Origin of the sequence: Streptococcus sp. CCH5-D3, assembly GCF_001556435.1 — a bacterium.
GTDB lineage: Bacteria > Bacillota > Bacilli > Lactobacillales > Streptococcaceae > Streptococcus.
This window is the reverse complement of sequence record NZ_LSIW01000058.1, coordinates 25870-45149: the sequence shown is the minus strand read 5'-3', so window position 1 is coordinate 45149 and position 19280 is coordinate 25870. Positions and strand designations below refer to the sequence as shown.

Here is a 19280-nt window from a genome sequence, read left to right as displayed (position 1 = left end):
GGGAGAATTAGGGTATGTTAATAAAAATGTTATTAGGAAATAGAAAAACAGAGGCCGAATTTAAGAAATATATTACACGAGTAGCCTGCTCTCTTTTGTCTTTGGGTGTTTTGGGATTGTTTGTTGTTCGCTCTAACAGTCTTAGTGATTATGCTCTAGGTTTAGTATTGGGACTTACCATTGGGGTTTATGTCTTGTCAATCTATTATTTTGCGACACTTACCCATCCAAAACGTCTTCATCGGATGTATATTGTAGCTTACGATGAGCGAAATAAACAGATTTTAATGGCGTCAGCAGTCGCAACTCTGATTCTAGAGTTTTTGCTTATCTTTGCTTTAATCGCCCTATATGCCTTTGTCAATATTCAGTTGCCCTATGTTACAGTCTTATCTATCTTGCTCTATGGCTTAGTATTGGGATTTGCCCTTATTCGTCTCATTCTATCTAAAATAGGATAAGAACCTATATTATCTTGAAAAATTCACCTTTCGTGCTTTTATTATCTTGTCAAATGAGTTGCGTTGTATTATAATAAAGATACAAATAAATGATGAAAAGAGGTGGCTTCTCATGAACAAAGGGTCAATTCTCAAACGCTTTCTCTATTTGTTACTAGCTTTCTTAATACTAATTATTATTCAAGGTCCAACCATCTATTTAGGTGTCAAAGATGCAAGTTTGGTCTCTCTCTTAGTTTTTCTCTTACTTCTCAAGAGCGCAGGAGCTCTTTTCTTGGGAAAACGCTTGGGTCTTCTTGAGGGCTTCAAGACACTTTCTTCCCTAAATGCCTGGGGGATGATTGGCTTGACCTACCTAGGTATTTACATTGTTACTAGGATTGGTGCAATGGTCATGATGATGGAAGGTGTCAGTAACAGCACCAATCAGGCAACCATAGAAAACATCCATATGAATCCCTTTGTTCTCATAACGTTTACGGTAATTATGGCACCGATTGTGGAAGAGTTGGTTTTTCGAGGGATCCTCATGGGACGTGTCTTTAATCCAGATTCTATTGTTGGCTTGATTTTGAGTAGCTTACTCTTTGGTCTTGCTCATATGCCTAATAGCATCGGTGTTTGGATTGTATATGCAGGTATGGGGTTTGTCCTTGGGACAGTATATCGTAAGTGTCAAAAGTTAGAGTACTGTATCATGGCTCATATGATTAACAATAGTATTGCGGTTTCAATGATGTTACTCCTACAATTGTTAGCACCATATATCAAATAAAGCTCGGAAGATTCCGAGCTTTTTTCTTATAGTTTTTTAGCTTTAGCAATGGTTGTATCAATACTTGAAACAACACTATGGGTGAGACCTGTACGCTCAAGGTCCATGAGACCAGCGATAGTGGTCCCACCAGGGCTACAGACCTTGTCAATAAGATCATGTGGGCTGTCGTTACCAAGACTGAGATTTTCAGCGGTAGCTAGAACCGTCTGTGTGGCAATGGTCAGAGCGACCTGCTTACTTAGGCCATTTTTGACGCCAGCCTTAGCCAGAGCCTCGATAAAGAGGGCGATATAGGCCGGACTAGAGCCAGCTAGGGCAGTGAAGGTATCAAAGTCCTTCTCAGCCAATTCAACAGTAGTTCCAAAACTATCTGTGATTTCCTTGGCAACTGCCAAAAGGTCCTCAGATACTTTATCGTTGGTGCAAAGACCAGTAGTGCTCTTGAGAATCTGAGCGTTAAGGTTAGGCATGATACGAATGAGAGGAAGGTCTGGACTGGTGAGTGAAGCGAGGCGTTCCAAGGTTACTCCAGCAGCCATACTCATGATAGGTTGATGGAATTTGAGGCCAGTTAGTACCTTATCAAACATTTGAGGTTTGATGCCAAGAATGACTAAGTCAGCATTATCCAACAATTCTTGATGGGAAGCAGCAGCTTCAACCTCTAGTTCCTCTGCAATTTGGCGTGAACGAGCCAAGGAAGACCCTGAAATAATGATACGATGTGAGCTTGTATTTAGGCCGTTGATAATGGCTGTCGCCATCTTTCCAACGCCAATAAAACCAATAATCATGGGTTACTCCTTGTCTTAGTAGTTTTTAATCAAATCTACTGTTGAACGATCCAACTTCTTAACAATCGCTTGTAAGAAGGCTTGTGCCTCTAGGAAGTCATCCATCGCATAAAGGGTTTGGTGCGAGTGAATGTAACGGGCACAAACACCGATAGTTGTTGATGGGACACCAGCATTCTGCAAGTGAGCGGCACCAGCATCTGTTCCGCCCGCAGCACAGTAGTATTGGTATTTGATACCAGCTTCTTCAGCTGTAGTTAAAAGGAAATCTTTCATATTTGGCAACATGATGTGACCTGGGTCGAAGAAACGAATAAGGGTACCATCACCTACCTTACCTTGATTACCATAGATATCACCTGCAGGAGAACAGTCCACTGCAAAGAAAACCTCAGGATCAAATTTAGTGGTAGAAACATGGGCACCACGTAAACCAACTTCTTCTTGAACGTTGGCACCAGCAATTAGAGTATTATTGAGTTCTTGATCTTTAACGTTTTCCAAGAGTTCACGAATCATGAGAACACCATAACGGTTGTCCCAAGCTTTAGAAATGACATTCTTTTGATTGGCTGTGAGAATCGTTTCTGATTCAGGAATGATGACATCACCAGGGAAAACACCGTAGGCATTAGCCTCTTCTTGGTTGGCAAAACCAGCATCAAAGACGATATCAGAAACACTAGGAAGACTTGAAGCCCCTCCACTAGCACGTAAGAAATGAGGTGGCACCGAACCTGAGATAACAGGATAAACATGACCATAACGGGTGTGTAGGGTAAAGCGTTGTGAGCTGACAACCAGTGGGTTCCAACCACCAAGTTCGACGACACGGAAAGTCCCGTCTGCCTTGATTTCCTTAATCATAAACCCAACTTCGTCCATGTGGGCAGCCACGAGCACCTTAGGGGCATTTTCTGCTTGGCTATGCTTGATACCGAAAATACCACCGAGACCATCTGTTTGGACCTCATCTACGAGTGGCGTGATGTTTTTACGAAGGTAGTCTCGTACTGGTGCCTCAAATCCTGAAGTGGCACTGAGTTCGGTTACTTCTTTAATCTTGTCAAATAGGGTAGTCATAAAATCCTCCTTGAGTAGTACTTGTTACTATTTTAGCACGATTCTTAAGAGATAGGTAGCCTCTCCCCATTCATCTAAAAATATGGTAAAATGTTTCATATGAAACGTAAAACATTGGCCTTGTTTGCTGGAGGCGTAGGAGCTTTAGGTCTCTTGGCAATGGCAGAGAAATATAGACAGTCACGTGCAGAAATGAAGAAGGCTGCATTAATCCAAGATATTAGACAAGAATTATCACACCTGGGGACTATCGCAGTCCTTTATACAAATCCCACTGAAAAGGAAAATCCAGGGCTTACAGGAGGTATCGTCTTAGAGGATGGACGTGCCTATAGCTTTGTTTATGCAGAGGATATCTTGACCTATGAGGAGGAGCAGGCATGATTATTCCTAAGAATCTTGAAGAACTGGCAAGCTATGTTGAAAGTGATCAAAAGGTGGTTTTCTTTTTCACTGCCGATTGGTGTCCAGACTGTCAGTTCATTTATCCCGTTATGCCTGAAATTGAAGCCCTCCATCCAGATATGACCTTTGTGCGTGTTAATCGTGATGATTATATGGCTTTGGCACAAACTTGGAATATTTTTGGTATCCCAAGTTTTGTCGTGACTCAGAAAGGTCAGGAATTGGGACGCTTGGTCAATAAAGCTCGTAAAACCAAAGAAGAAATCAATGCCTTTTTGTCGGAGATTTAAAAGATGAAAATAAATCACTTTCCTAACATCTCTTTTGATATTTCAGAAACCAAAGAAAAGTATCTGACAGAAAAAAATGAGAGGATCATCGAAGAATTATGCCAAGTTTTAGTAGAGCATTCCAAAATTGAAAGTGATATCTTCCTAAAACACCAAGAAATAAACACCTACAAAAAGGAAAATAATCTTCCTACACATCAGACTATTTCTGGAGAAATGGAGTTATTTGATGAATTTAAAGTGAAGTTGACTCCTTTAGCTCAAAATTACTTGACTGATAGCTGTTATAAAAGAGGTTTTTCAGCTTCTTTTGGTTCTCCAGGCACCTATGATTTTGTGTTAGAGCCCTGTCGAGTTAAGTTTATTATGAAGAGTAAGGCTAAGATGTTTCTCGAATTTTCCTATGGGAATGATTTTTGGTACCATAAACAATTTATCGTAAAATTAACAGAGAGTGACTGGAAAATTGACAAGATTAGTTATCGCTATGGTAGTAATGACGATTCTTGGCATGTCAGTCGATTTTAAAATCTATAAAAGAACTATTGAAGGAGAACCCATGATTTTTGCATACAATAAGGAACAAGTTGGCGACGTTTTGTTGGTTATCTTGGAAGATACTAAAGACATCAAACGTAGCGTAGAACGTAAAGGTAAGGTGGCGCGTGTCACAGCTGATGAAACAGGCAAGACTCTTGCTTGGAATATTTTTGAAGCATCAAGCCTCATTGATATCGAAGGTAACGGTCAAGTTTTCTTGTCAGACCAAGATGTAGCTGTTTTGAACGAGGAATTGGCTAAAGAGGGCTTTGAAGAGCGTTTGGAAAACACACAAGGACCAGTCTTTGTGGTTGGACAAATTGATAAAATGGTTGCACATCCAGACAGTGACCACCTTAACATCTGTCAAGTGAACATCGGTGATAAAAAGGTCCAAATCGTTGCAGGAGCACCAAACGCAGCGCTTGGTCTTAAAACCATCGTAGCTCTCCCTGGTGCTATGATGCCTAGCGGTGCCCTTATCTTCCCAGGTAAACTTCGTGGTGAAGATAGCTATGGAATGATGTGTGCCCCACGTGAGTTGGCCCTTCCAAATGCTCCACAAAAACGTGGTATTATTGAACTTGATGATTCAGCAGTAGTTGGTGAGGCTTTTGATCCAGCCAAACACTGGAAAGGGTAAATAAGACAAGAAACGGTAAATAAGCCGTTTTTTTGTTTGTCATAAAGAAAGTTTATAGCCAATCATAAAAAAGAAAGATTATGCAAGTTACAATATTTTTTTTAAAATGTAATCAACATTTATTTTAGGAGGTACTTATGCTTACAACTGTTCTTTCTGGTGGGCTCATTGGTCTGATATTTGGATTCATTTTGCAACGAACTCGTTTCTGCTTGACTGGTGGTTTCCGAGACATGTACATTGCACGTAATAATACATTATTTTACGCTTTTCTTATTGCAATCACAGTAGAAAGTATAGGAGTACTTTCCCTGGTTAAATTAGGTATTATTGGAAACCCTTATGAAGAATTTTCCGTGTTAGGAGCAATTGTGGGCTCCTATCTATTTGGTATTGGAATTGTTCTTGCTGGGGGATGTGCCACAGGAACGTGGTATCGTGCCGGTGAAGGTCTCCTAGGTAGTTGGGTTGCACTATTCTTTTATATGACAAGTGCAGCAGCTATGAAATCAGGATTTCTTGTTCCTTTGAATCAATTAATAGCCAAGCGATGGGTAATTAATGATGATTTAGCTGGTCAATTAGGAGTTCCGGTTTGGTATTTTCTTGTTTTCTTAGTAGCTATAACAAGTTTTGTTGTCATTCGAGAGTTACGTAAGCCCAGACGTCAGATTGCTTCGCTTCCATCAAAATATAAGGGAGTGAGACACTATCTTTTTGAGAAAACTTACCATAAATATTTTGCAGGACTTCTAATAGGTCTTGTTGCTTTTATTGCTTGGCCTGCTAGTCAGTTGACGGGTCGTGTTGGAGGGCTAGGGATTACAACTCCCTCAGCACATCTAATTAGTTATATTATTACAGGAGATAGTAAACAGCTTGGTTGGGGTGTTTTTCTTGTATTGGGGATTTTTCTTGGTTCCTTTCTTGCTGCAAAGGGTTCTCGAGAGTTTCGTTGGCGCTTGCCAGACTTGTCAACCATCGGTAAGAGCACACTAGGGGGTATTTTTATGGGAATCGGTGCTTCATGGGCTGGTGGTTGTACGATTGGTAATGGTTTAACAGCTACAGCAATTTTTTCTAGTAAGGGATGGATTGCTTTACCAGTGACTATTTTAGGTGTTTGGACGGCTTCCTATATTATCTTTGTAAAACCCAACAAAAATTAAGAGGAGAATATCATATGGCTTTGATAAAACTTGAAACGGGTGGATTGGTATGTCCATTCCCATTGATTGATGCGAAGAAAAAAATGGCTGAATTAGCTACAGGTGATGAGTTGTTGATAGCTTTCGATTGTACGCAAGCAACGGAAAGTATACCAAACTGGGCTGCAGATAATGATTATCCTGTGACGCGCTTTGAACAAGTCGGTCCTGCTTCATGGGAAATTGTGGTTCAAAAACGTTGAGCTAGCTAAACGAGTAGAGAAAATTTAACATTCAACTGCTGTTATGAAAATATCTGAGAGAGCAGTATTACTAGAAAAGTAATAGTCTCCTATTTACTAGGAATATTAGGACAATTTGCTTATGTAGATTGGAGTATTAGTAAGGATACTCTCAAAGAAATCTGTAAAGCTATTTAAAATAATCTATTTTTTACTTCCGCTTACGAATAGATAGGTGGAGGTAAAAAAATGTATAACAAAGTTATTTTAATTGGACGTTTGACGGCGACTCCTGAAATGGTAAAAACTGCTAGTGATAGGTCTTTTACACGTGTCACAGTTGCGGTTAATCGTCGCTATAAGACGCAAAATGGTGAGCGTGAGGCTGACTTTATTACAGTGGTTGTCTGGGGGCGTTTGGCTGAGACCTTAGCATCTTATGCTAGCAAGGGGAGTTTAATTTCTCTTGATGGGGAGCTTCGTACCCGTAAGTACGATAAGGATGGTCAAACCCATTATGTTACTGAAGTGCTTTGTTCCTCTTTCCAACTTCTGGAGAGTCGTGCTCAGCGTGCTGTTAGGGAAAATAATCCTGATAATGACTTGGCTGACCTCGTCTTGGAAGAAGAACTTCCCTTTTAGTTTATCCTTTGACTAGCTATCTAGGTCTCCTATCTTTGAAGCAACCTCTCTAAAAAATCATTATCTTGTTCCATACCTTGTTTTGAAGAATTGTTGGAGATAAAACATTAAACACTTGTTAGACTAATAAACAGTAAAATTAGATAAGACTTAGGATGGTAGGTGTTTAATAGTGTAGATAGACTAGAAAAAATAGTTTAAGAATCCCTAAAATGCTGATATATCAACATTTTAAATGTTAAGCGAAATATTCAAAACAATGAATACAATTAACAGTTGTTTCTAATCTATATCATTGTTTTATTACCGATTTTTAAATTAAATGATAGAGGTTTCATGATAAACTATAGGTGGGTAAGGAAAAAGCTATAAAAGTTACTTTTATAGTAGGCATTATTTGTTTGGAAGGAAAGTGTGAAATATCACAACTATAACGCTATCCTTGCAATTGTTTGAGACAGTTGCATTTTTGTTTATCGTTGTGAGGCCACAGGTCCATAATTGATTTCACAGACAATTGACTATGACACTCCGACTGACATATGATTTAGGATGTTAAGCGGTCGTTGACTTTTCGTCTAGCCTTGGGGGAACACATTGGTGTGATTCCTAAGACTCACCAGACTAATGTGTTTGAAGCTAGGATGATTCGTCTTAGCTTTTTTTGTGTCCTTTAAAATGGTGATCTTTGGTATTGATTTTCTTATGCTATAATAGAAGGACTAAGCGAGATAATATCTCGCAAATCTTGGAACGGGAGTGATACTAATGCTTGATTTTACCCAAGAAGAGAAAGACTTTTTTATGTCTGAAGCTCTTAAGGAGGCCGAAAAATCTCTAGATAAAGCAGAAATCCCAATTGGCTGTGTCATCGTTAAAGATGGCGAAGTCATCGGTCGTGGGCACAATGCACGTGAGGAGCTCAATCAAGCTATTATGCATGCGGAGGTCATGGCTATTCAGGAGGCTAATAGGACCGAGGGCAATTGGCGTTTGTTAGATTGTACCCTCTTTGTGACCATTGAACCCTGTGTCATGTGTAGTGGGGCCATCGGCCTGGCTCGTATTCCTAAAGTTATCTATGGAGCAAGCAATCAAAAGTTTGGTGGTGCGGGCAGCCTCTACGATATCCTACGAGACGAGCGTCTCAATCATCGCGTAGAAGTAGAGACCGGTATCATGGAGGAGGAGTGTGCTAAGATTATGCAAGACTTCTTCCGCCAGAGTCGTGAACGCAAAAAAGAAGCCAAACGATTGGCTAAATTGGAAACAATGCAAGATATGTAAACAAAAGTGCAAGTCCCTTTGGACTTGCATTTTTAATGGAAGATGAGTATTTTTGTTTTCCTGAAGACAGTTTAAGTCACTCTTTCTATGCTTTATTTTTTTCTTTCTCTCTTGTTAGAAGAAAAATAGGCATAAAGAGAATCAGAGTACCAAAAGCGGACTTCAAATTAGTATCAATAATTGGTGTTCCTAATCGTATATGAAAGATAAGGTTGATTAGGAGTATCAGAAGTAGGCTACTGATAATTCCAGCTAAAGCTATTTTTACGAGTAAATAGTTATTCATTTTAGGTGATTGATTAGTAGTAGTATCATTTGTTCGATTTATGGTATGTTTCATGAGTTATCATCCTCAAAATCTTTGAGATATCAGGTGAGTTCTGTTAGTTAGTGGGTGAGGTTATAGAAAGATTTACCCGCAGTATAGCTAAGGTCATAAGTCAGTTTTGCAGCAGCCATGCCAACAGAAATAGCCACCCAGGGAACCACTCCACCTGATATAGCTTCAAGTTCTTGAGTAGTCATGTGTTTACGATTGTTAATTGTCTTAGTCATTGTTCATATATCCTTTCTTTTTATCGTGCAGAGTCCATGTAGCCGTTGTAGGCACCAAGGCAAATCATAGTTCCAATAGGTCCTGAAGCTAGGCAGAGCCCTCCAATGGCAAGGTTGGTCTTCCATCCGCCTCCTGTTACTGTAGCTAGATCAGTGGTGTTCATTTCTTTGTTAATCATTGTCATTCTCCTTTTTTTATTTTTGGTGAATTTTTAAATCTCATACCCTCTCACCGCGAGTTAAGTGATATGTTAAACATGACTTCTCCTTTCAATAAAATCAGTCATGTCACTGGCTTATGGAGCTTCCCTCAAGCTATGGATTTATTATAAGGCGTCGAGAAATAAAAAAGTAGTGACATAAATGTCACTATGGTAAGTTTTATACTTTACCAAAGCTTATACTAACGGGAGGAAACAAAGGGGATTGATAGGGGATAGGTCTAGCTAGTCTTATCGTAAGTTCTCTACTTGCAATCACTTCGATTTATGGTATAATATTTTTCGGAGCAACATCTGTGCGTGAAGCGGGTCAGGGGAGGAATCCAGCAGCCCTAAGCGATTTCAGGTGTGTGCTCTTTTTTTGTGTTAAGGAGGATTTATGGCCAAATTTAGTGTTTTTAAAAATCAAGAGAGCCTTTTTGCTTGTCCAATCTGTCAGGTGCCAATGCATTTGGATTTGTCTAGCTTGGTTTGTCAGAATAGGCATACCTTTAATATAGCTAAGCAGGGCTTTGTCAATTTTTTAAGACAGACTAAGGGAGATAAGCACTATGATATGGCTTCTTTTGAAAAGAGGAGTCAGATTTTAGCAGCAGGCTATTACGATCCTATCCTGAAGGTGATTTCAGAGCGCTTGCGTGACCTTCCTGGACACTCGCACGTGTTAGATGTTGCCTGTGGTGAAGGCTATTATAGCCGTCAGTTGGCTCAAGAGTTTGACAAGGATTTCATGGCCTTTGACTTGTCTAAGGATTCAATCCTTCTTGCGGCACGTCAAAATCCTCAGAAAAACGTAGCTTGGTTCGTTGGTGATTTGGCTCAATTGCCCTTACGTGAACACAGTATCGATGTCATTTTAGATATCTTTTCACCAGCTAATTATCAAGAATTTGGAAGACTTTTGTCTGATCAGGGCTTGATTTTCAAGGTTATTCCTCACGAAGATCATCTTAAAGAGTTTCGTCAACTGTTACCGGAGACGCAGGCTTATTCTAACCAGGATGTTCTGGAACATTTTCAAGAGTCTTGTGAGCTTTTGGAGCGTGTGACGATTGCTAAGACTTGGTCTATGCCATCAGAGCATGTTCAAACATTTGCTGAGATGACACCTCTTTTCTTCCATGCCAATAAGGATACTTTGGACTTGACATCAGTGACGCAATTAACCGTTGCGGGAGAGCTGCTGATTGGTCGTATTAGAGATGATAAGCAATCCTAACAGTCGTTGGGATTTTTTTGATGGGAAAATATCTCAGTTAGCTTGTTTGGTCTTCCTAAAAGGTGTATGATGGGAGCAATGAGTAAGAAAGTTTCAGTAATGGGTAAAAAGTGATGAAAAATAGAGCCTATAAGAACTACATTTTTGATTTCTATGGTACCTTGGTTGATATCCTAACCGATGAGAAGGATCCTATGTTATGGGATAAATTAGCCCAACTTTACCAAGCTTATGGGGCGGATTATAAGGGTGAAGGTCTTAAAAAATCTTATGCTAAGCGTGTGGCTCAGACTCGTAAGGAGTTAATAGAGATTAAAGGAGTTGGTTATCCAGAGGTTGATTTAGCTCACATTTTCAACCAGCTTTATGTAGATGGGCGGTCTCAGTCTAGTTGCCATAATCAGCCAGAAGATTGGGGCCAACTGATAGCTATGGTATTTCGCGTCTTATCTCGTAAGCAGTTGTTAGCTTATCCGCATACCAAGGAGGTTTTGACCTTTCTAAAAGAGCAGGGCTGTCGTCTTTATCTCTTGTCTAATGCTCAAGCAGCCTTTACTAATGCTGAGATTGACTTAATGGAGTTAAGACCTTACTTTGATGCCATTTACCTGTCTTCGGATGTGGGTATCTGTAAGCCTCAACCTGAATTTTTAAAGCAAGTTTTGGATGATCATGGGTTAAAGCCATCTGAGACTGTCATGGTGGGAAATGACCTGACGACTGATATTGCTGTGGCTGAGGCAGTTGGGATCGATGGTATCTTGCTGAATACCTTCCCTTATTCTCGTCGAGAGTTGGAGAATTCCCCAATCAAACCAGATCGAGTGATTACTGACATAGAGGCTCTAAAGACAAATTTTACATAAAAATACACTCTATTTGGCAAAAGCAAAGACAATTATCAGAATTTTTGGTATAATAATTCCTAACTTTATGTGAATGGAGAATCTCATGACTGCACAAAAAATGTCTGCACAAGAAATTATCGCTTTTATCGGTAATGCTGAAAAGAAAACGAATGTTAAAGTAACTTTTGAAGGGGAATTGGCAACTGTTGTTCCAGCTTCTGTCACTAAACTTGGTAATGTTCTTTTCGGAGACTGGAAAGATATCGAACCACTTCTTGCAAACTTGACTGAAAACAAGGACTATGTTGTGGAACAAGATGGCCGTAACTCAGCTGTTCCATTGCTGGATAAACGTCACCTTAATGCGCGTATCGAACCAGGCGCTATTATCCGTGACCAAGTAACTATCGAAGATAATGCTGTCGTTATGATGGGTGCTGTTATCAACATCGGTGCTGAAATTGGTGCTGGTACTATGATTGATATGGGCGCCATCCTTGGTGGTCGTGCTACTGTTGGTAAAAACAGCCACATCGGTGCGGGTGCGGTCCTTGCTGGTGTGATTGAACCAGCTTCAGCAGATCCAGTTCGTATCGGTGACAACGTTCTTGTTGGTGCTAATGCTGTTGTTATTGAAGGTGTTCAAGTTGGTAACGGTTCAGTCGTTGCTGCTGGAGCTATCGTTACTCAAGATGTCCCTGAAAATGTGGTTGTAGCTGGTGTTCCAGCTCGCATTATTAAGGAAATCGATGAAAAAACACAACAAAAAACAGCACTCGAAGACGCTTTGCGTAACTTGTAACATATTGATAGTAGAGGCCTGTAAGGCCTCTATTTCTAGATTCTCTATAAAATAAGACAATAAAAAGGATAAAACATGACACTTGATTTAATTAAAATCAGACGAGACCTTCACCAAATTCCTGAAATTGGTTTGGAAGAATTTAAAACTCAGGCTTATCTCTTAGAGCGTATTGCTGGAATGACTGAAGGTAAGGACTTTGTGGAGCAACGTACTTGGCGTACAGGAATTCTTGTCTATCTTCACGGGCATGCTCCTGAAAAAACCATTGGTTGGCGTACAGATATTGATGGCCTCCCAATCGTAGAGGAAACAGATCTTGACTTTAAGTCCACTCATGAAGGTCGTATGCATGCTTGTGGACACGATATGCACATGACCACAGCACTTGGTCTTTTGGACCAGATGCTTCAAGTACAGCCTAAAAATAACATGCTCTTCCTCTTCCAACCAGCCGAAGAAAATGAAGCTGGTGGTATGCTTATGTATGAAGATGGTGCCTTTGGAGATTGGTTGCCAGATGAGTTCTATGGCCTCCACGTCCGTCCAGATTTCAAGGTAGGTGATATTGCGACTAACACAAGTACCCTTTTTGCTGGGACTTGTGAAGTCCTCGTTACTTTCAAGGGGAAAGGTGGACATGCGGCCTTTCCACATGAGGCCAATGATGCTCTTGTAGCAGCTTCTTACTTTATTACTCAAGTGCAAACGATTGTCAGTCGTAATGTTGACCCTATTCAGGGTGGGGTAGTTACCTTTGGTTCTTTCCATGCAGGAACTACTAATAATGTTATCGCTGAAACTGCAGAGGTTTATGGAACTATTCGTACCCTTACTCAGGAAATGAGTCTCCTTATCCAGAAGCGTGTGCGCCAGATTGCAGAAGGTGTAGCAGCTAGCTTTGGTATGGAAGTGGATATCATGTTGAAACAAGGTGGTTATCTTCCTGTGGAAAATAATCCAGTCTTGGCCAAAGAGTTGATGGCCTTCTTTGATGCTAGCCCAGAAGTTAACCTGATCGATTGTCCACCGGCTATGACTGGAGAGGATTTTGGTTATTTGCTTAGTAAGGTTCCTGGTGTCATGTTCTGGTTGGGAATCGACACACCATATGCACTTCACCATCCTAAGATGAGTCCAAACGAAGATGCCCTCGCTTTTGCAGTGGCTGAAATTGGAAAATTCCTTAAACACAAGGCAGAAGCCTAATCAGAGTCGATAAAGCTAAAAAATCTACCAAGTCTGACTTTTGGTAGATTTTTTGATATGATAAACCTATGAAAAATGAACTTAGAAAAACAGTCTTGGCTCAATTAACTTCACAAGAACCTGAGACTAAGGCTAAGATAGATAAACATCTTTTGGAGCAATTGATTGCCTTACCTGCTTATAAAGAGGCTCAGGTGATTGCGACTTATTTGTCTTTTCCTCATGAATATGATACCAGTCTTTTAATCAATCAGGCTTTAAAGGATGGTAAACGACTTTTGATTCCTAAAACATATAAACAAGGTCGAATGATTTTTGTGGATTATGATCCAGATAATCTTGTTGCTACCTCTTTTGGCTTGATGGAACCTGCGTCTGATTTGGCTGTGGAAAAATCAGAGATTGATTTGATTCATGTGCCAGGAGTAGTTTTCAATGATGAAGGCTATCGCATTGGTTACGGAGCAGGTTACTATGACCGCTATTTGTCTGATTTTGAAGGGGATACAGTTAGTACGGTTTATCCTTGCCAGAAACATGATTTTCAACCAGACAGCTATGATATTCCTGTTAAGGAGGTCGTCACATGCCAGTAAATGAGTGGAAAAAATACCCAGCAACCTATCTATTGTTGGGGCTTACGACGTTGACTTTTATCTGTCAATATCTTTTAAACGGCTTTCAAGCGACTTCGCCTTTGAGCCTTTTTAAGATGGGAGCTATGTACGGTGCGTTTGTTCAGTACAGTCCCTTGAACCTTTGGCGTCTTGTAACACCAATTTTTGTGCATATAGGTGTTGAGCATTTTCTATTTAATATGCTTGCTCTTTACTTTATGGGGAAAATGGCTGAGCAGATTTTTGGGACTCCACGTTTTCTAGGGCTTTATTTGTTAGCTGGTGTTATGGGCAATGCCTTTACCTTACTTTTTACGCCTAATGTTATTGCAGCTGGTGCTTCGACATCCTTGTTTGGACTTTTTGCGGCTGTTGTGATTCTTGGTTATTACAGTCACAGCCCCTTGCTTAATCAGTTAGGCCGTAATTATTTGGCTTTGATTGTTATTAACTTAATCTTCAACCTTTTTACACCTAGTGTTGGGATTACAGGCCATCTCGGTGGTTTAGTTGGAGGTGCTCTTGCCGCTATCTTTTTGGCGAACAAGGTTGAAAGTCGCTTATTTAGTAGAGGTTGGCGTTCTACAGCTCTTTTAACCTATATTTTACTATTGCTGATTCTTCTAGGATTCACTTATTTTTAAGTCATATGAAAAATCCATCGAATGTTATGTTCGATGGATTTTATTTTAGTCTTTTTTAGCTGCTTTGCCTTCAAGTTTGTGGCCCAAGTCAATGAGGTATTGCTTGAGGTCATCTTTAACTTGAGGATGTTTAAGTGCGTAATCGATAGACGTTCTCATGAATCCGAATTTGTCACCGACATCATAACGGTTTCCAGTAAATTCGCGAGCAAAGACGCGTTGTGTCTTGTTAAGTGTATCGATGGCATCAGTCAGTTGGACTTCGTTTCCAGCACCTGGTTTTTGAGTTTCCAAAATACCGAAAATTTCAGGTGTTAGAAGGTAACGTCCGATGATAGCAAGATCACTTGGTGCATCTTCTGGATTTGGTTTTTCAACGAAAGTTTCAACGCTATAACGTCCATTTTCGCCTTTGCCTTGAGGGGCGATGACACCATATGAAGAAACTTCTTCGTGAGGTACAGGCATAACTGCAATGGTTGATGCATGTGTTTCCTCATAGTCGTTAATGAGCTGCTTAGTCAAAGGTACTGCTTTGTCATTAGTGATATCCATGAGGTCGTCACCAAGCATGACAACAAATGGCTCATTTCCGACAAATGCTTTGGCTTGAAGAACTGCATCTCCAAGACCACGCGGATGGCTTTGACGGATAAAGTGGAGGTTGATAGCAGTGGTGTCATTAACCAATTTCAACAAGTCTGTCTTACCTTTTTGTTCCAAGTTGTATTCTAACTCGAAGTTTGAATCAAAGTGGTCTTCGATAGAACGTTTTGACTTACCAGTAACCACCAAGATATCTTCAATACCTGATTTGAGGGCTTCTTCAACGATAAATTGGATGGTTGGCTTGTCAACGATTGGCAACATTTCTTTGGCCAAGGCCTTAGTAGCTGGTAAAAAGCGTGTTCCGAGTCCTGCAGCGGGGATGATAGCTTTTCTAACTTTTTGATTTTTCATGAGAACTCCTTAGATTTTTATTTTTTATCCCATTCATTTTCAGAGCGCAATTCATTGGACATCATATTGAGAATAGATTCCTTGATATCAGCACCCTCATAGATAGATTTGTAGATTGCTGTTGTAATTGGCATGTAGACACCGAGTTCTTGGGCGATTTCGTAGGCAACCTTTGTGGTTGAAATACCTTCGATAACCATTCCCATGTTACGTTCAATGTTTTCTAGTTTTTCACCACGACCGAGCGCATCCCCGGCACGCCAGTTACGTGAATGGATAGAAGTTCCTGTAACAATAAGGTCACCAACCCCAGATAGACCGCTGTAAGTCAAAGGATCGGCACCGAGTTTCACACCAAGACGAGTAATTTCTGCAAGTCCACGAGTAATAACGGCTGCCTTAGCATTGTCCCCATATCCCATACCGTGGAGGGCACCTGCACCTACCGCGATAATGTTTTTAAGAGCACCAGCTGTTTCAACACCAATCACATCTGAATTGGTGTAGAGGCGGAAGTAGTTATTACTGAAAATGCCTTGGACATAGCGTGCCACTTCAAGATCCTTAGATGCTGCTGTAATCAAAGTGATATCGCGAACGATAGTTTCTTCAGCGTGGCTTGGACCAGATACGACAACAATGTCACTGCGAAGTTCCTCAGGAATCTCTTCTTCAAGGATTGTTGAAAGACGTTCGTGTGTTCCGGGTTCCAATCCTTTTGAAGCATGCATGACAACGACTTTGTGGTCCAAAAGTTCGGCAACTTGTTTAGCAACTAAGCGAGTAACCTTGGTTGGAACAACAAAGAGAACAGCGTCGACACTATCTAGGGCTTCAGACAGTTCCTTGTAGGCTTTAATGTTTTCATCCAAAACCACATCCTTGAAGTAGCGGGTGTTGGTGTGTTTCTCGTTAATTTCATCAATTTGTTCAGGGATGTTTCCCCAAATACGGACCTCGTGTCCGTTGTCGTTGAGTACCTGAGCAAGGGCAGTTCCCCATGAACCAGGGCCCAAGACAGCGATTTTTTGTTTTTTCATCATTAGGTCTCCCTTTAGGTCCTTTCTAACAAAGTAGAAAAAGACTGTATTCTTTCTCATTATAACATAAGAAAAGCATGTTTGTCTTGTACTCTCTGTTAGGAAGGCTGATTGCCATTTATTTTTTCAGCCAATTTTGGGCAATGTAGCCTCCAATGAGGGCAGCCATGAGCGTTCCTCCAATCAGGATTAAGATATGACTGCCTGTAAAGGGAACCATAACTTGATTTACATAATCTTGAGTTTTCCCTTTGGCCAGGAGTTGTGCGATATAAGCTTTGGGCGCAAGCCACATGGTGATAATGGGTGCTAAGTTTCCTAGAGAAAAGATCATATAGGAGAGTAGATTAAGTTTATTATTCTCATAGTTCCCTTTCTTAGCTAGAAAATCAGCGACAAGGCCAGCTAAAAAGCTAGGAAGAAAGGCTAGAACAAAGTGCCCAGAGGCAAAGAAGAAGAGGGACATAAAGATACCCAGACAGGTAATAGCTCCAAATTGTTTTGTTTTTCTGATTAGCCCCAAATAGACCCAACCTGCAAAGATAGCAGCTAAAGCAGGCGTATGATACATATTTTTGACTTTGAAAAAGATTAAATCAATGGCAACTGCAAGGGCTAGGCAAATAAAATAGAGTAGAATAGCTAGACTGGTTTGTTTGATGAATGTCTTTTGACGCATGAGGTCTCCTAATCAATGTGAGGTGTTTTAGTTTTATTGAGCCAAGAGTATGCCAAACCAATGAAAATACCTCCGCCAATCCAGTTACCGAAGAAAACGACTATCCACTGACGTAGAATATTTGCCAAAGTGAAATTATCCACAGCATCACGCACACCGTTGAAACCGAGCAACATGAAAGAGGCAAAGTTAGCAATCAAGTGTTCATTAATCAAAAATACAAACATAAAGATAGCTGATAGCGCAATGAAAATCTTAGCAGATTCTTCTTTGAGGAGCATGTAGCCTAAGATGGCAATATTAACGAACATATTCGCTGTAATACCTTCTGTAAAGTTCATCCAATCTGTTTTTCCAAGCTTGGTTGAGACAGCGGTAACTAAGAAACTCTTGTCAGTCAAATGTTGGAAAGAGAAGGATTGGTTGAAGAACCAGGCCAAGATAAGGGCGCCGATAAAATTAAAGAAGGTACAGTAGAGGAGGATGGTACACACCTTGCTCCATTTGATTTTACCATAATAGGCACCACTGGTCAGGAACATCATGTTTGAAGTAGCCAACTCTCCATTGAATATGAGAACGAAGACCAGTCCGATGGCAAAGATAAAGGCAAAGACAAAACGAGAAAGGGCTGGAATACCTGTTGCGATAACATCTGCACCAATAATTCCTACAGCAGTCGACATGGTAAGATAAGCTCCTGCAAGCATAGAACGCAAGGCATAGCGTCCCAGACTTTCGTCAAAGAGAGCTTCTTTTTTAGCACAAGCAGCGAATACTTTTTCTTGAAATTGAGACATAGGTTTACCTCTAAAATATGTGGCATGGAGCATGGCAAATGCGCAAGCTCGAGTGAAACTTAATCTAGGATGACCATGAAAAAAAAGTCAGGACAGTTGTCCCAACTTTTCCAAGTCTTAATATGAGGATGCTCCAGATGTGGCATCTGCGGCTGGGGCTGCGTCGCCACCATGACCACCCGCATCTGATGCACCAGATGTGGCGTCGCTACCGCCATGACTAGCTGCAGCTGGTGCAAAAGGACCGCTTCCTCCGACAAGGCGTTGACCAGTTGTTTCGAGATACCAGTCAAGCCATGGTTTAAAGTTAAAGACGATTTCATTGATTCCTGCATAAGAACCATCATCATAGTACATAGCCTGATAGTTATGCGTATTGATAACTCCTTCAGGTGACCCTGGAACAATCGTACGAACATATTCTTGGTTACCATTACGAAGTGTACCGATAACCCATTCCACATTTTTCATACGAGCTGGTGGAAGTGAGCCGTGAACAGTTGACATACGGCTACCAGATTGAGGTGGTACACGTTTGGCGAACATAGTATCAGGATCTTGATGGGCGTTATTGTAGTAGAGGAACTGGTTGTTATCATCGGCATAGGTCAATTCAAATGGCATAGCCTTGAGGAACATGTCAATTTGATTAACCGTCAAAATACCGTGGTCCAATTTCACGTAGGTATCACCAGATACCGCACCAGTGATTTCAGCTACTTTTTCTACCCACTCTGGATCGTCAGGATCAACTTCGGTAACAGTTGTAGCGATTGGGTTGTTACAATCCAAGTCTTCAGGTTCAATTGGTTTTGGTTTTTTCAATTTAGAAACCACTCCTACATATTGGATGAAATTGTCTAAGCATTGTTCAAGGAAATTAATAGTACCTTCGTTGGTAATGTTTCCCTCAAGGTCAAAGGCTTCTTTAGCCTTTCCAAGCAAGAATTCATTACCTGGAAGTGTATAGGCATTGACGCCAGGTGCTTCAAGGATTTTACGCAAATGCACTTGGGCACGTGAAGTTCCTTGGTCGTAGTAAGAAGCACCAACAATCATTACAGGCTTGTTTTCAAAAGGGTGCACTTCGAATGATAGCCACTCTAATACTGATTTAAGTGCTGCAGAGATAGTGTGGTTGTGCTCAGGTGTTGCAATGATGACACCGTCAGCGCGTGTAATTTTGTTATTAAGTAAGCGAAGTTGGAAACTTTCATCCCATTTTTCATCTTGGTTAAACATAGGAACTTCATCAATTTCCAAAACTTCAAGTTCAAATTTAATTTTAAAATGTCTTCTGATAAATTCGAGCAGTTTACGGTTATATGATTGATCATAATTTGCTCCAACGAGTCCAACAAATTTCATATTTT

26 protein-coding genes and 1 other RNA gene are annotated in these 19280 nt (G+C 40.6%); 17 read left to right on the top strand and 10 right to left on the bottom strand.

The window, feature by feature from the left end; genetic code table 11:
* Positions 1–14: 14 nt before the first annotated feature.
* Both AX662_RS03000 and AX662_RS02995 read left to right on the top strand, forming a co-directional pair.
* Positions 15–461 carry a hypothetical protein gene (locus AX662_RS03000; protein ID WP_060971588.1) on the top strand — a complete coding sequence of 149 codons (447 nt, stop codon included), beginning with the start codon at positions 15–17 and terminating at the stop codon, positions 459–461.
* A 112-nt stretch (positions 462–573) separates the two neighbouring features.
* On the top strand, positions 574–1236 hold the full coding sequence (locus tag AX662_RS02995; RefSeq protein ID WP_060971587.1) for a CPBP family intramembrane glutamic endopeptidase: 663 nt from the start codon (positions 574–576) through the stop codon (positions 1234–1236).
* A gap of 26 nt (positions 1237–1262) precedes the next feature.
* Here the strand turns inward: AX662_RS02995 and proC are convergent, their stop codons facing one another.
* Both proC and pepA read right to left on the bottom strand, forming a co-directional pair.
* Complete coding sequence (gene proC, locus AX662_RS02990) at positions 1263–2033, bottom strand: pyrroline-5-carboxylate reductase (RefSeq protein ID WP_060971586.1); 771 nt, start codon at positions 2031–2033, stop codon at positions 1263–1265.
* A 15-nt stretch (positions 2034–2048) separates the two neighbouring features.
* Complete coding sequence (gene pepA, locus AX662_RS02985; RefSeq protein WP_060971585.1) at positions 2049–3116, bottom strand: glutamyl aminopeptidase; 1068 nt, start codon at positions 3114–3116, stop codon at positions 2049–2051.
* Between the two features lie 99 nt (positions 3117–3215).
* On the opposite strand from pepA, the gene AX662_RS02980 reads away from it, so the two are divergent.
* The 8 genes from AX662_RS02980 to tadA all read left to right on the top strand — a co-directional run bounded on the left by AX662_RS02980 (position 3216) and on the right by tadA (position 8313).
* Positions 3216–3500 carry a DUF4651 domain-containing protein gene (locus tag AX662_RS02980; RefSeq protein ID WP_060971584.1) on the top strand — a complete coding sequence of 95 codons (285 nt, stop codon included), beginning with the start codon at positions 3216–3218 and terminating at the stop codon, positions 3498–3500.
* Entirely contained in the window at positions 3497–3811 is a 315-nt protein-coding gene (locus AX662_RS02975) for a thioredoxin family protein (RefSeq protein ID WP_002887006.1), read from the top strand. Before AX662_RS02980 ends, AX662_RS02975 begins: the two co-directional genes overlap by 4 nt.
* A gap of 3 nt (positions 3812–3814) precedes the next feature.
* Positions 3815–4339 carry a hypothetical protein gene (locus AX662_RS02970; protein WP_060971583.1) on the top strand — a complete coding sequence of 175 codons (525 nt, stop codon included), beginning with the start codon at positions 3815–3817 and terminating at the stop codon, positions 4337–4339.
* 31 nt (positions 4340–4370) lie between these two features.
* Positions 4371–4994, top strand: a complete 624-nt coding sequence (ytpR, locus tag AX662_RS02965; protein WP_060971582.1) for a YtpR family tRNA-binding protein — start codon at positions 4371–4373, stop codon at positions 4992–4994.
* Positions 4995–5131: 137 nt separating this feature from the next.
* Positions 5132–6163, top strand: coding sequence for a YeeE/YedE family protein (locus AX662_RS02960; protein ID WP_060971581.1), 1032 nt, complete (start codon positions 5132–5134; stop codon positions 6161–6163).
* 14 nt (positions 6164–6177) lie between these two features.
* Positions 6178–6405 (top strand): sulfurtransferase TusA family protein, encoded by a 228-nt coding sequence (locus AX662_RS02955; protein ID WP_003095911.1) that lies wholly within the window; start codon positions 6178–6180, stop codon positions 6403–6405.
* A gap of 228 nt (positions 6406–6633) precedes the next feature.
* Positions 6634–7026: a single-stranded DNA-binding protein gene (locus tag AX662_RS02950; RefSeq protein ID WP_002885697.1), complete on the top strand. Its 393-nt coding sequence runs from the start codon at positions 6634–6636 to the stop codon at positions 7024–7026.
* A 768-nt stretch (positions 7027–7794) separates the two neighbouring features.
* Positions 7795–8313 carry a tRNA adenosine(34) deaminase TadA gene (gene tadA / locus AX662_RS02945; protein WP_060971580.1) on the top strand — a complete coding sequence of 173 codons (519 nt, stop codon included), beginning with the start codon at positions 7795–7797 and terminating at the stop codon, positions 8311–8313.
* Between the two features lie 85 nt (positions 8314–8398).
* Here the strand turns inward: tadA and AX662_RS11085 are convergent, their stop codons facing one another.
* Genes AX662_RS11085 through AX662_RS02930 form a run of 3 tightly spaced genes read right to left on the bottom strand, consistent with a single transcriptional unit; the run spans position 8399 to position 9047 of the window.
* Complete coding sequence (locus AX662_RS11085; protein ID WP_002892006.1) at positions 8399–8653, bottom strand: hypothetical protein; 255 nt, start codon at positions 8651–8653, stop codon at positions 8399–8401.
* 47 nt (positions 8654–8700) lie between these two features.
* Positions 8701–8868, bottom strand: a complete 168-nt coding sequence (locus AX662_RS02935) for a class IIb bacteriocin, lactobin A/cerein 7B family (protein WP_060971579.1) — start codon at positions 8866–8868, stop codon at positions 8701–8703.
* A gap of 20 nt (positions 8869–8888) precedes the next feature.
* On the bottom strand, positions 8889–9047 hold the full coding sequence (locus tag AX662_RS02930) for a class IIb bacteriocin, lactobin A/cerein 7B family (RefSeq protein ID WP_060971578.1): 159 nt from the start codon (positions 9045–9047) through the stop codon (positions 8889–8891).
* Between the two features lie 321 nt (positions 9048–9368).
* Here AX662_RS02930 and ffs point away from each other — a divergent pair.
* The 7 genes from ffs (at position 9369) to AX662_RS02895 (ending at position 14428) form a co-directional block, all read left to right on the top strand.
* An RNA gene (gene ffs, locus AX662_RS02925) (signal recognition particle sRNA small type) lies at positions 9369–9454 on the top strand.
* 14 nt (positions 9455–9468) lie between these two features.
* Positions 9469–10308: a methyltransferase domain-containing protein gene (locus AX662_RS02920; RefSeq protein WP_060971577.1), complete on the top strand. Its 840-nt coding sequence runs from the start codon at positions 9469–9471 to the stop codon at positions 10306–10308.
* A 113-nt stretch (positions 10309–10421) separates the two neighbouring features.
* Complete coding sequence (locus AX662_RS02915; protein WP_060971576.1) at positions 10422–11174, top strand: HAD family hydrolase; 753 nt, start codon at positions 10422–10424, stop codon at positions 11172–11174.
* An 85-nt stretch (positions 11175–11259) separates the two neighbouring features.
* Positions 11260–11958 carry a 2,3,4,5-tetrahydropyridine-2,6-dicarboxylate N-acetyltransferase gene (gene dapD, locus AX662_RS02910; protein WP_060971575.1) on the top strand — a complete coding sequence of 233 codons (699 nt, stop codon included), beginning with the start codon at positions 11260–11262 and terminating at the stop codon, positions 11956–11958.
* Positions 11959–12033: 75 nt separating this feature from the next.
* Entirely contained in the window at positions 12034–13167 is a 1134-nt protein-coding gene (locus tag AX662_RS02905; protein ID WP_060971574.1) for an N-acetyldiaminopimelate deacetylase, read from the top strand.
* A gap of 68 nt (positions 13168–13235) precedes the next feature.
* Positions 13236–13763 (top strand): 5-formyltetrahydrofolate cyclo-ligase, encoded by a 528-nt coding sequence (locus tag AX662_RS02900; protein ID WP_060971573.1) that lies wholly within the window; start codon positions 13236–13238, stop codon positions 13761–13763.
* Complete coding sequence (locus tag AX662_RS02895; protein WP_037600090.1) at positions 13754–14428, top strand: rhomboid family intramembrane serine protease; 675 nt, start codon at positions 13754–13756, stop codon at positions 14426–14428. Before AX662_RS02900 ends, AX662_RS02895 begins: the two co-directional genes overlap by 10 nt.
* 45 nt (positions 14429–14473) lie before the next feature.
* On the opposite strand, the gene galU is transcribed toward AX662_RS02895, so the two are convergent.
* The 5 genes from galU to AX662_RS02870 all read right to left on the bottom strand — a co-directional run bounded on the left by galU (position 14474) and on the right by AX662_RS02870 (position 19275).
* Positions 14474–15388, bottom strand: coding sequence for a UTP--glucose-1-phosphate uridylyltransferase GalU (galU, locus tag AX662_RS02890; protein WP_060971572.1), 915 nt, complete (start codon positions 15386–15388; stop codon positions 14474–14476).
* A 17-nt stretch (positions 15389–15405) separates the two neighbouring features.
* Positions 15406–16428: an NAD(P)H-dependent glycerol-3-phosphate dehydrogenase gene (locus AX662_RS02885; RefSeq protein ID WP_060971571.1), complete on the bottom strand. Its 1023-nt coding sequence runs from the start codon at positions 16426–16428 to the stop codon at positions 15406–15408.
* 118 nt (positions 16429–16546) lie between these two features.
* Complete coding sequence (locus AX662_RS02880) at positions 16547–17107, bottom strand: MptD family putative ECF transporter S component (protein ID WP_002891982.1); 561 nt, start codon at positions 17105–17107, stop codon at positions 16547–16549.
* A gap of 8 nt (positions 17108–17115) precedes the next feature.
* Positions 17116–17907: a formate/nitrite transporter family protein gene (locus AX662_RS02875; protein WP_060971570.1), complete on the bottom strand. Its 792-nt coding sequence runs from the start codon at positions 17905–17907 to the stop codon at positions 17116–17118.
* Positions 17908–18024: 117 nt separating this feature from the next.
* The gene (locus tag AX662_RS02870) at positions 18025–19275 is read right to left on the bottom strand and encodes an NAD(P)H-dependent oxidoreductase (RefSeq protein WP_002885631.1); all 1251 of its coding nucleotides are present in this window, start codon (positions 19273–19275) and stop codon (positions 18025–18027) included.
* Positions 19276–19280: the final 5 nt, after the last annotated feature.

Excerpts from the sequence above, each read along its gene's own strand:
- AX662_RS03000 (WP_060971588.1), top strand. The coding sequence starts at position 15 with ATGTTAATAAAAATGTTATTAGGAAATAGAAAAACAGAGGCCGAATTT.
- AX662_RS02995 (WP_060971587.1), top strand. The coding sequence starts at position 574 with ATGAACAAAGGGTCAATTCTCAAACGCTTTCTCTATTTGTTACTAGCT.
- proC (WP_060971586.1), bottom strand. The coding sequence starts at position 2,033 with ATGATTATTGGTTTTATTGGCGTTGGAAAGATGGCGACAGCCATTATC.
- pepA (WP_060971585.1), bottom strand. The coding sequence starts at position 3,116 with ATGACTACCCTATTTGACAAGATTAAAGAAGTAACCGAACTCAGTGCC.
- AX662_RS02980 (WP_060971584.1), top strand. The coding sequence starts at position 3,216 with ATGAAACGTAAAACATTGGCCTTGTTTGCTGGAGGCGTAGGAGCTTTA.
- AX662_RS02975 (WP_002887006.1), top strand. The coding sequence starts at position 3,497 with ATGATTATTCCTAAGAATCTTGAAGAACTGGCAAGCTATGTTGAAAGT.
- AX662_RS02970 (WP_060971583.1), top strand. The coding sequence starts at position 3,815 with ATGAAAATAAATCACTTTCCTAACATCTCTTTTGATATTTCAGAAACC.
- ytpR (WP_060971582.1), top strand. The coding sequence starts at position 4,371 with ATGATTTTTGCATACAATAAGGAACAAGTTGGCGACGTTTTGTTGGTT.
- AX662_RS02960 (WP_060971581.1), top strand. The coding sequence starts at position 5,132 with ATGCTTACAACTGTTCTTTCTGGTGGGCTCATTGGTCTGATATTTGGA.
- AX662_RS02955 (WP_003095911.1), top strand. The coding sequence starts at position 6,178 with ATGGCTTTGATAAAACTTGAAACGGGTGGATTGGTATGTCCATTCCCA.
- AX662_RS02950 (WP_002885697.1), top strand. The coding sequence starts at position 6,634 with ATGTATAACAAAGTTATTTTAATTGGACGTTTGACGGCGACTCCTGAA.
- tadA (WP_060971580.1), top strand. The coding sequence starts at position 7,795 with ATGCTTGATTTTACCCAAGAAGAGAAAGACTTTTTTATGTCTGAAGCT.
- AX662_RS11085 (WP_002892006.1), bottom strand. The coding sequence starts at position 8,653 with ATGAAACATACCATAAATCGAACAAATGATACTACTACTAATCAATCA.
- AX662_RS02935 (WP_060971579.1), bottom strand. The coding sequence starts at position 8,868 with ATGACTAAGACAATTAACAATCGTAAACACATGACTACTCAAGAACTT.
- AX662_RS02930 (WP_060971578.1), bottom strand. The coding sequence starts at position 9,047 with ATGATTAACAAAGAAATGAACACCACTGATCTAGCTACAGTAACAGGA.
- AX662_RS02920 (WP_060971577.1), top strand. The coding sequence starts at position 9,469 with ATGGCCAAATTTAGTGTTTTTAAAAATCAAGAGAGCCTTTTTGCTTGT.
- AX662_RS02915 (WP_060971576.1), top strand. The coding sequence starts at position 10,422 with ATGAAAAATAGAGCCTATAAGAACTACATTTTTGATTTCTATGGTACC.
- dapD (WP_060971575.1), top strand. The coding sequence starts at position 11,260 with ATGACTGCACAAAAAATGTCTGCACAAGAAATTATCGCTTTTATCGGT.
- AX662_RS02905 (WP_060971574.1), top strand. The coding sequence starts at position 12,034 with ATGACACTTGATTTAATTAAAATCAGACGAGACCTTCACCAAATTCCT.
- AX662_RS02900 (WP_060971573.1), top strand. The coding sequence starts at position 13,236 with ATGAAAAATGAACTTAGAAAAACAGTCTTGGCTCAATTAACTTCACAA.
- AX662_RS02895 (WP_037600090.1), top strand. The coding sequence starts at position 13,754 with ATGCCAGTAAATGAGTGGAAAAAATACCCAGCAACCTATCTATTGTTG.
- galU (WP_060971572.1), bottom strand. The coding sequence starts at position 15,388 with ATGAAAAATCAAAAAGTTAGAAAAGCTATCATCCCCGCTGCAGGACTC.
- AX662_RS02885 (WP_060971571.1), bottom strand. The coding sequence starts at position 16,428 with ATGAAAAAACAAAAAATCGCTGTCTTGGGCCCTGGTTCATGGGGAACT.
- AX662_RS02880 (WP_002891982.1), bottom strand. The coding sequence starts at position 17,107 with ATGCGTCAAAAGACATTCATCAAACAAACCAGTCTAGCTATTCTACTC.
- AX662_RS02875 (WP_060971570.1), bottom strand. The coding sequence starts at position 17,907 with ATGTCTCAATTTCAAGAAAAAGTATTCGCTGCTTGTGCTAAAAAAGAA.
- AX662_RS02870 (WP_002885631.1), bottom strand. The coding sequence starts at position 19,275 with ATGAAATTTGTTGGACTCGTTGGAGCAAATTATGATCAATCATATAAC.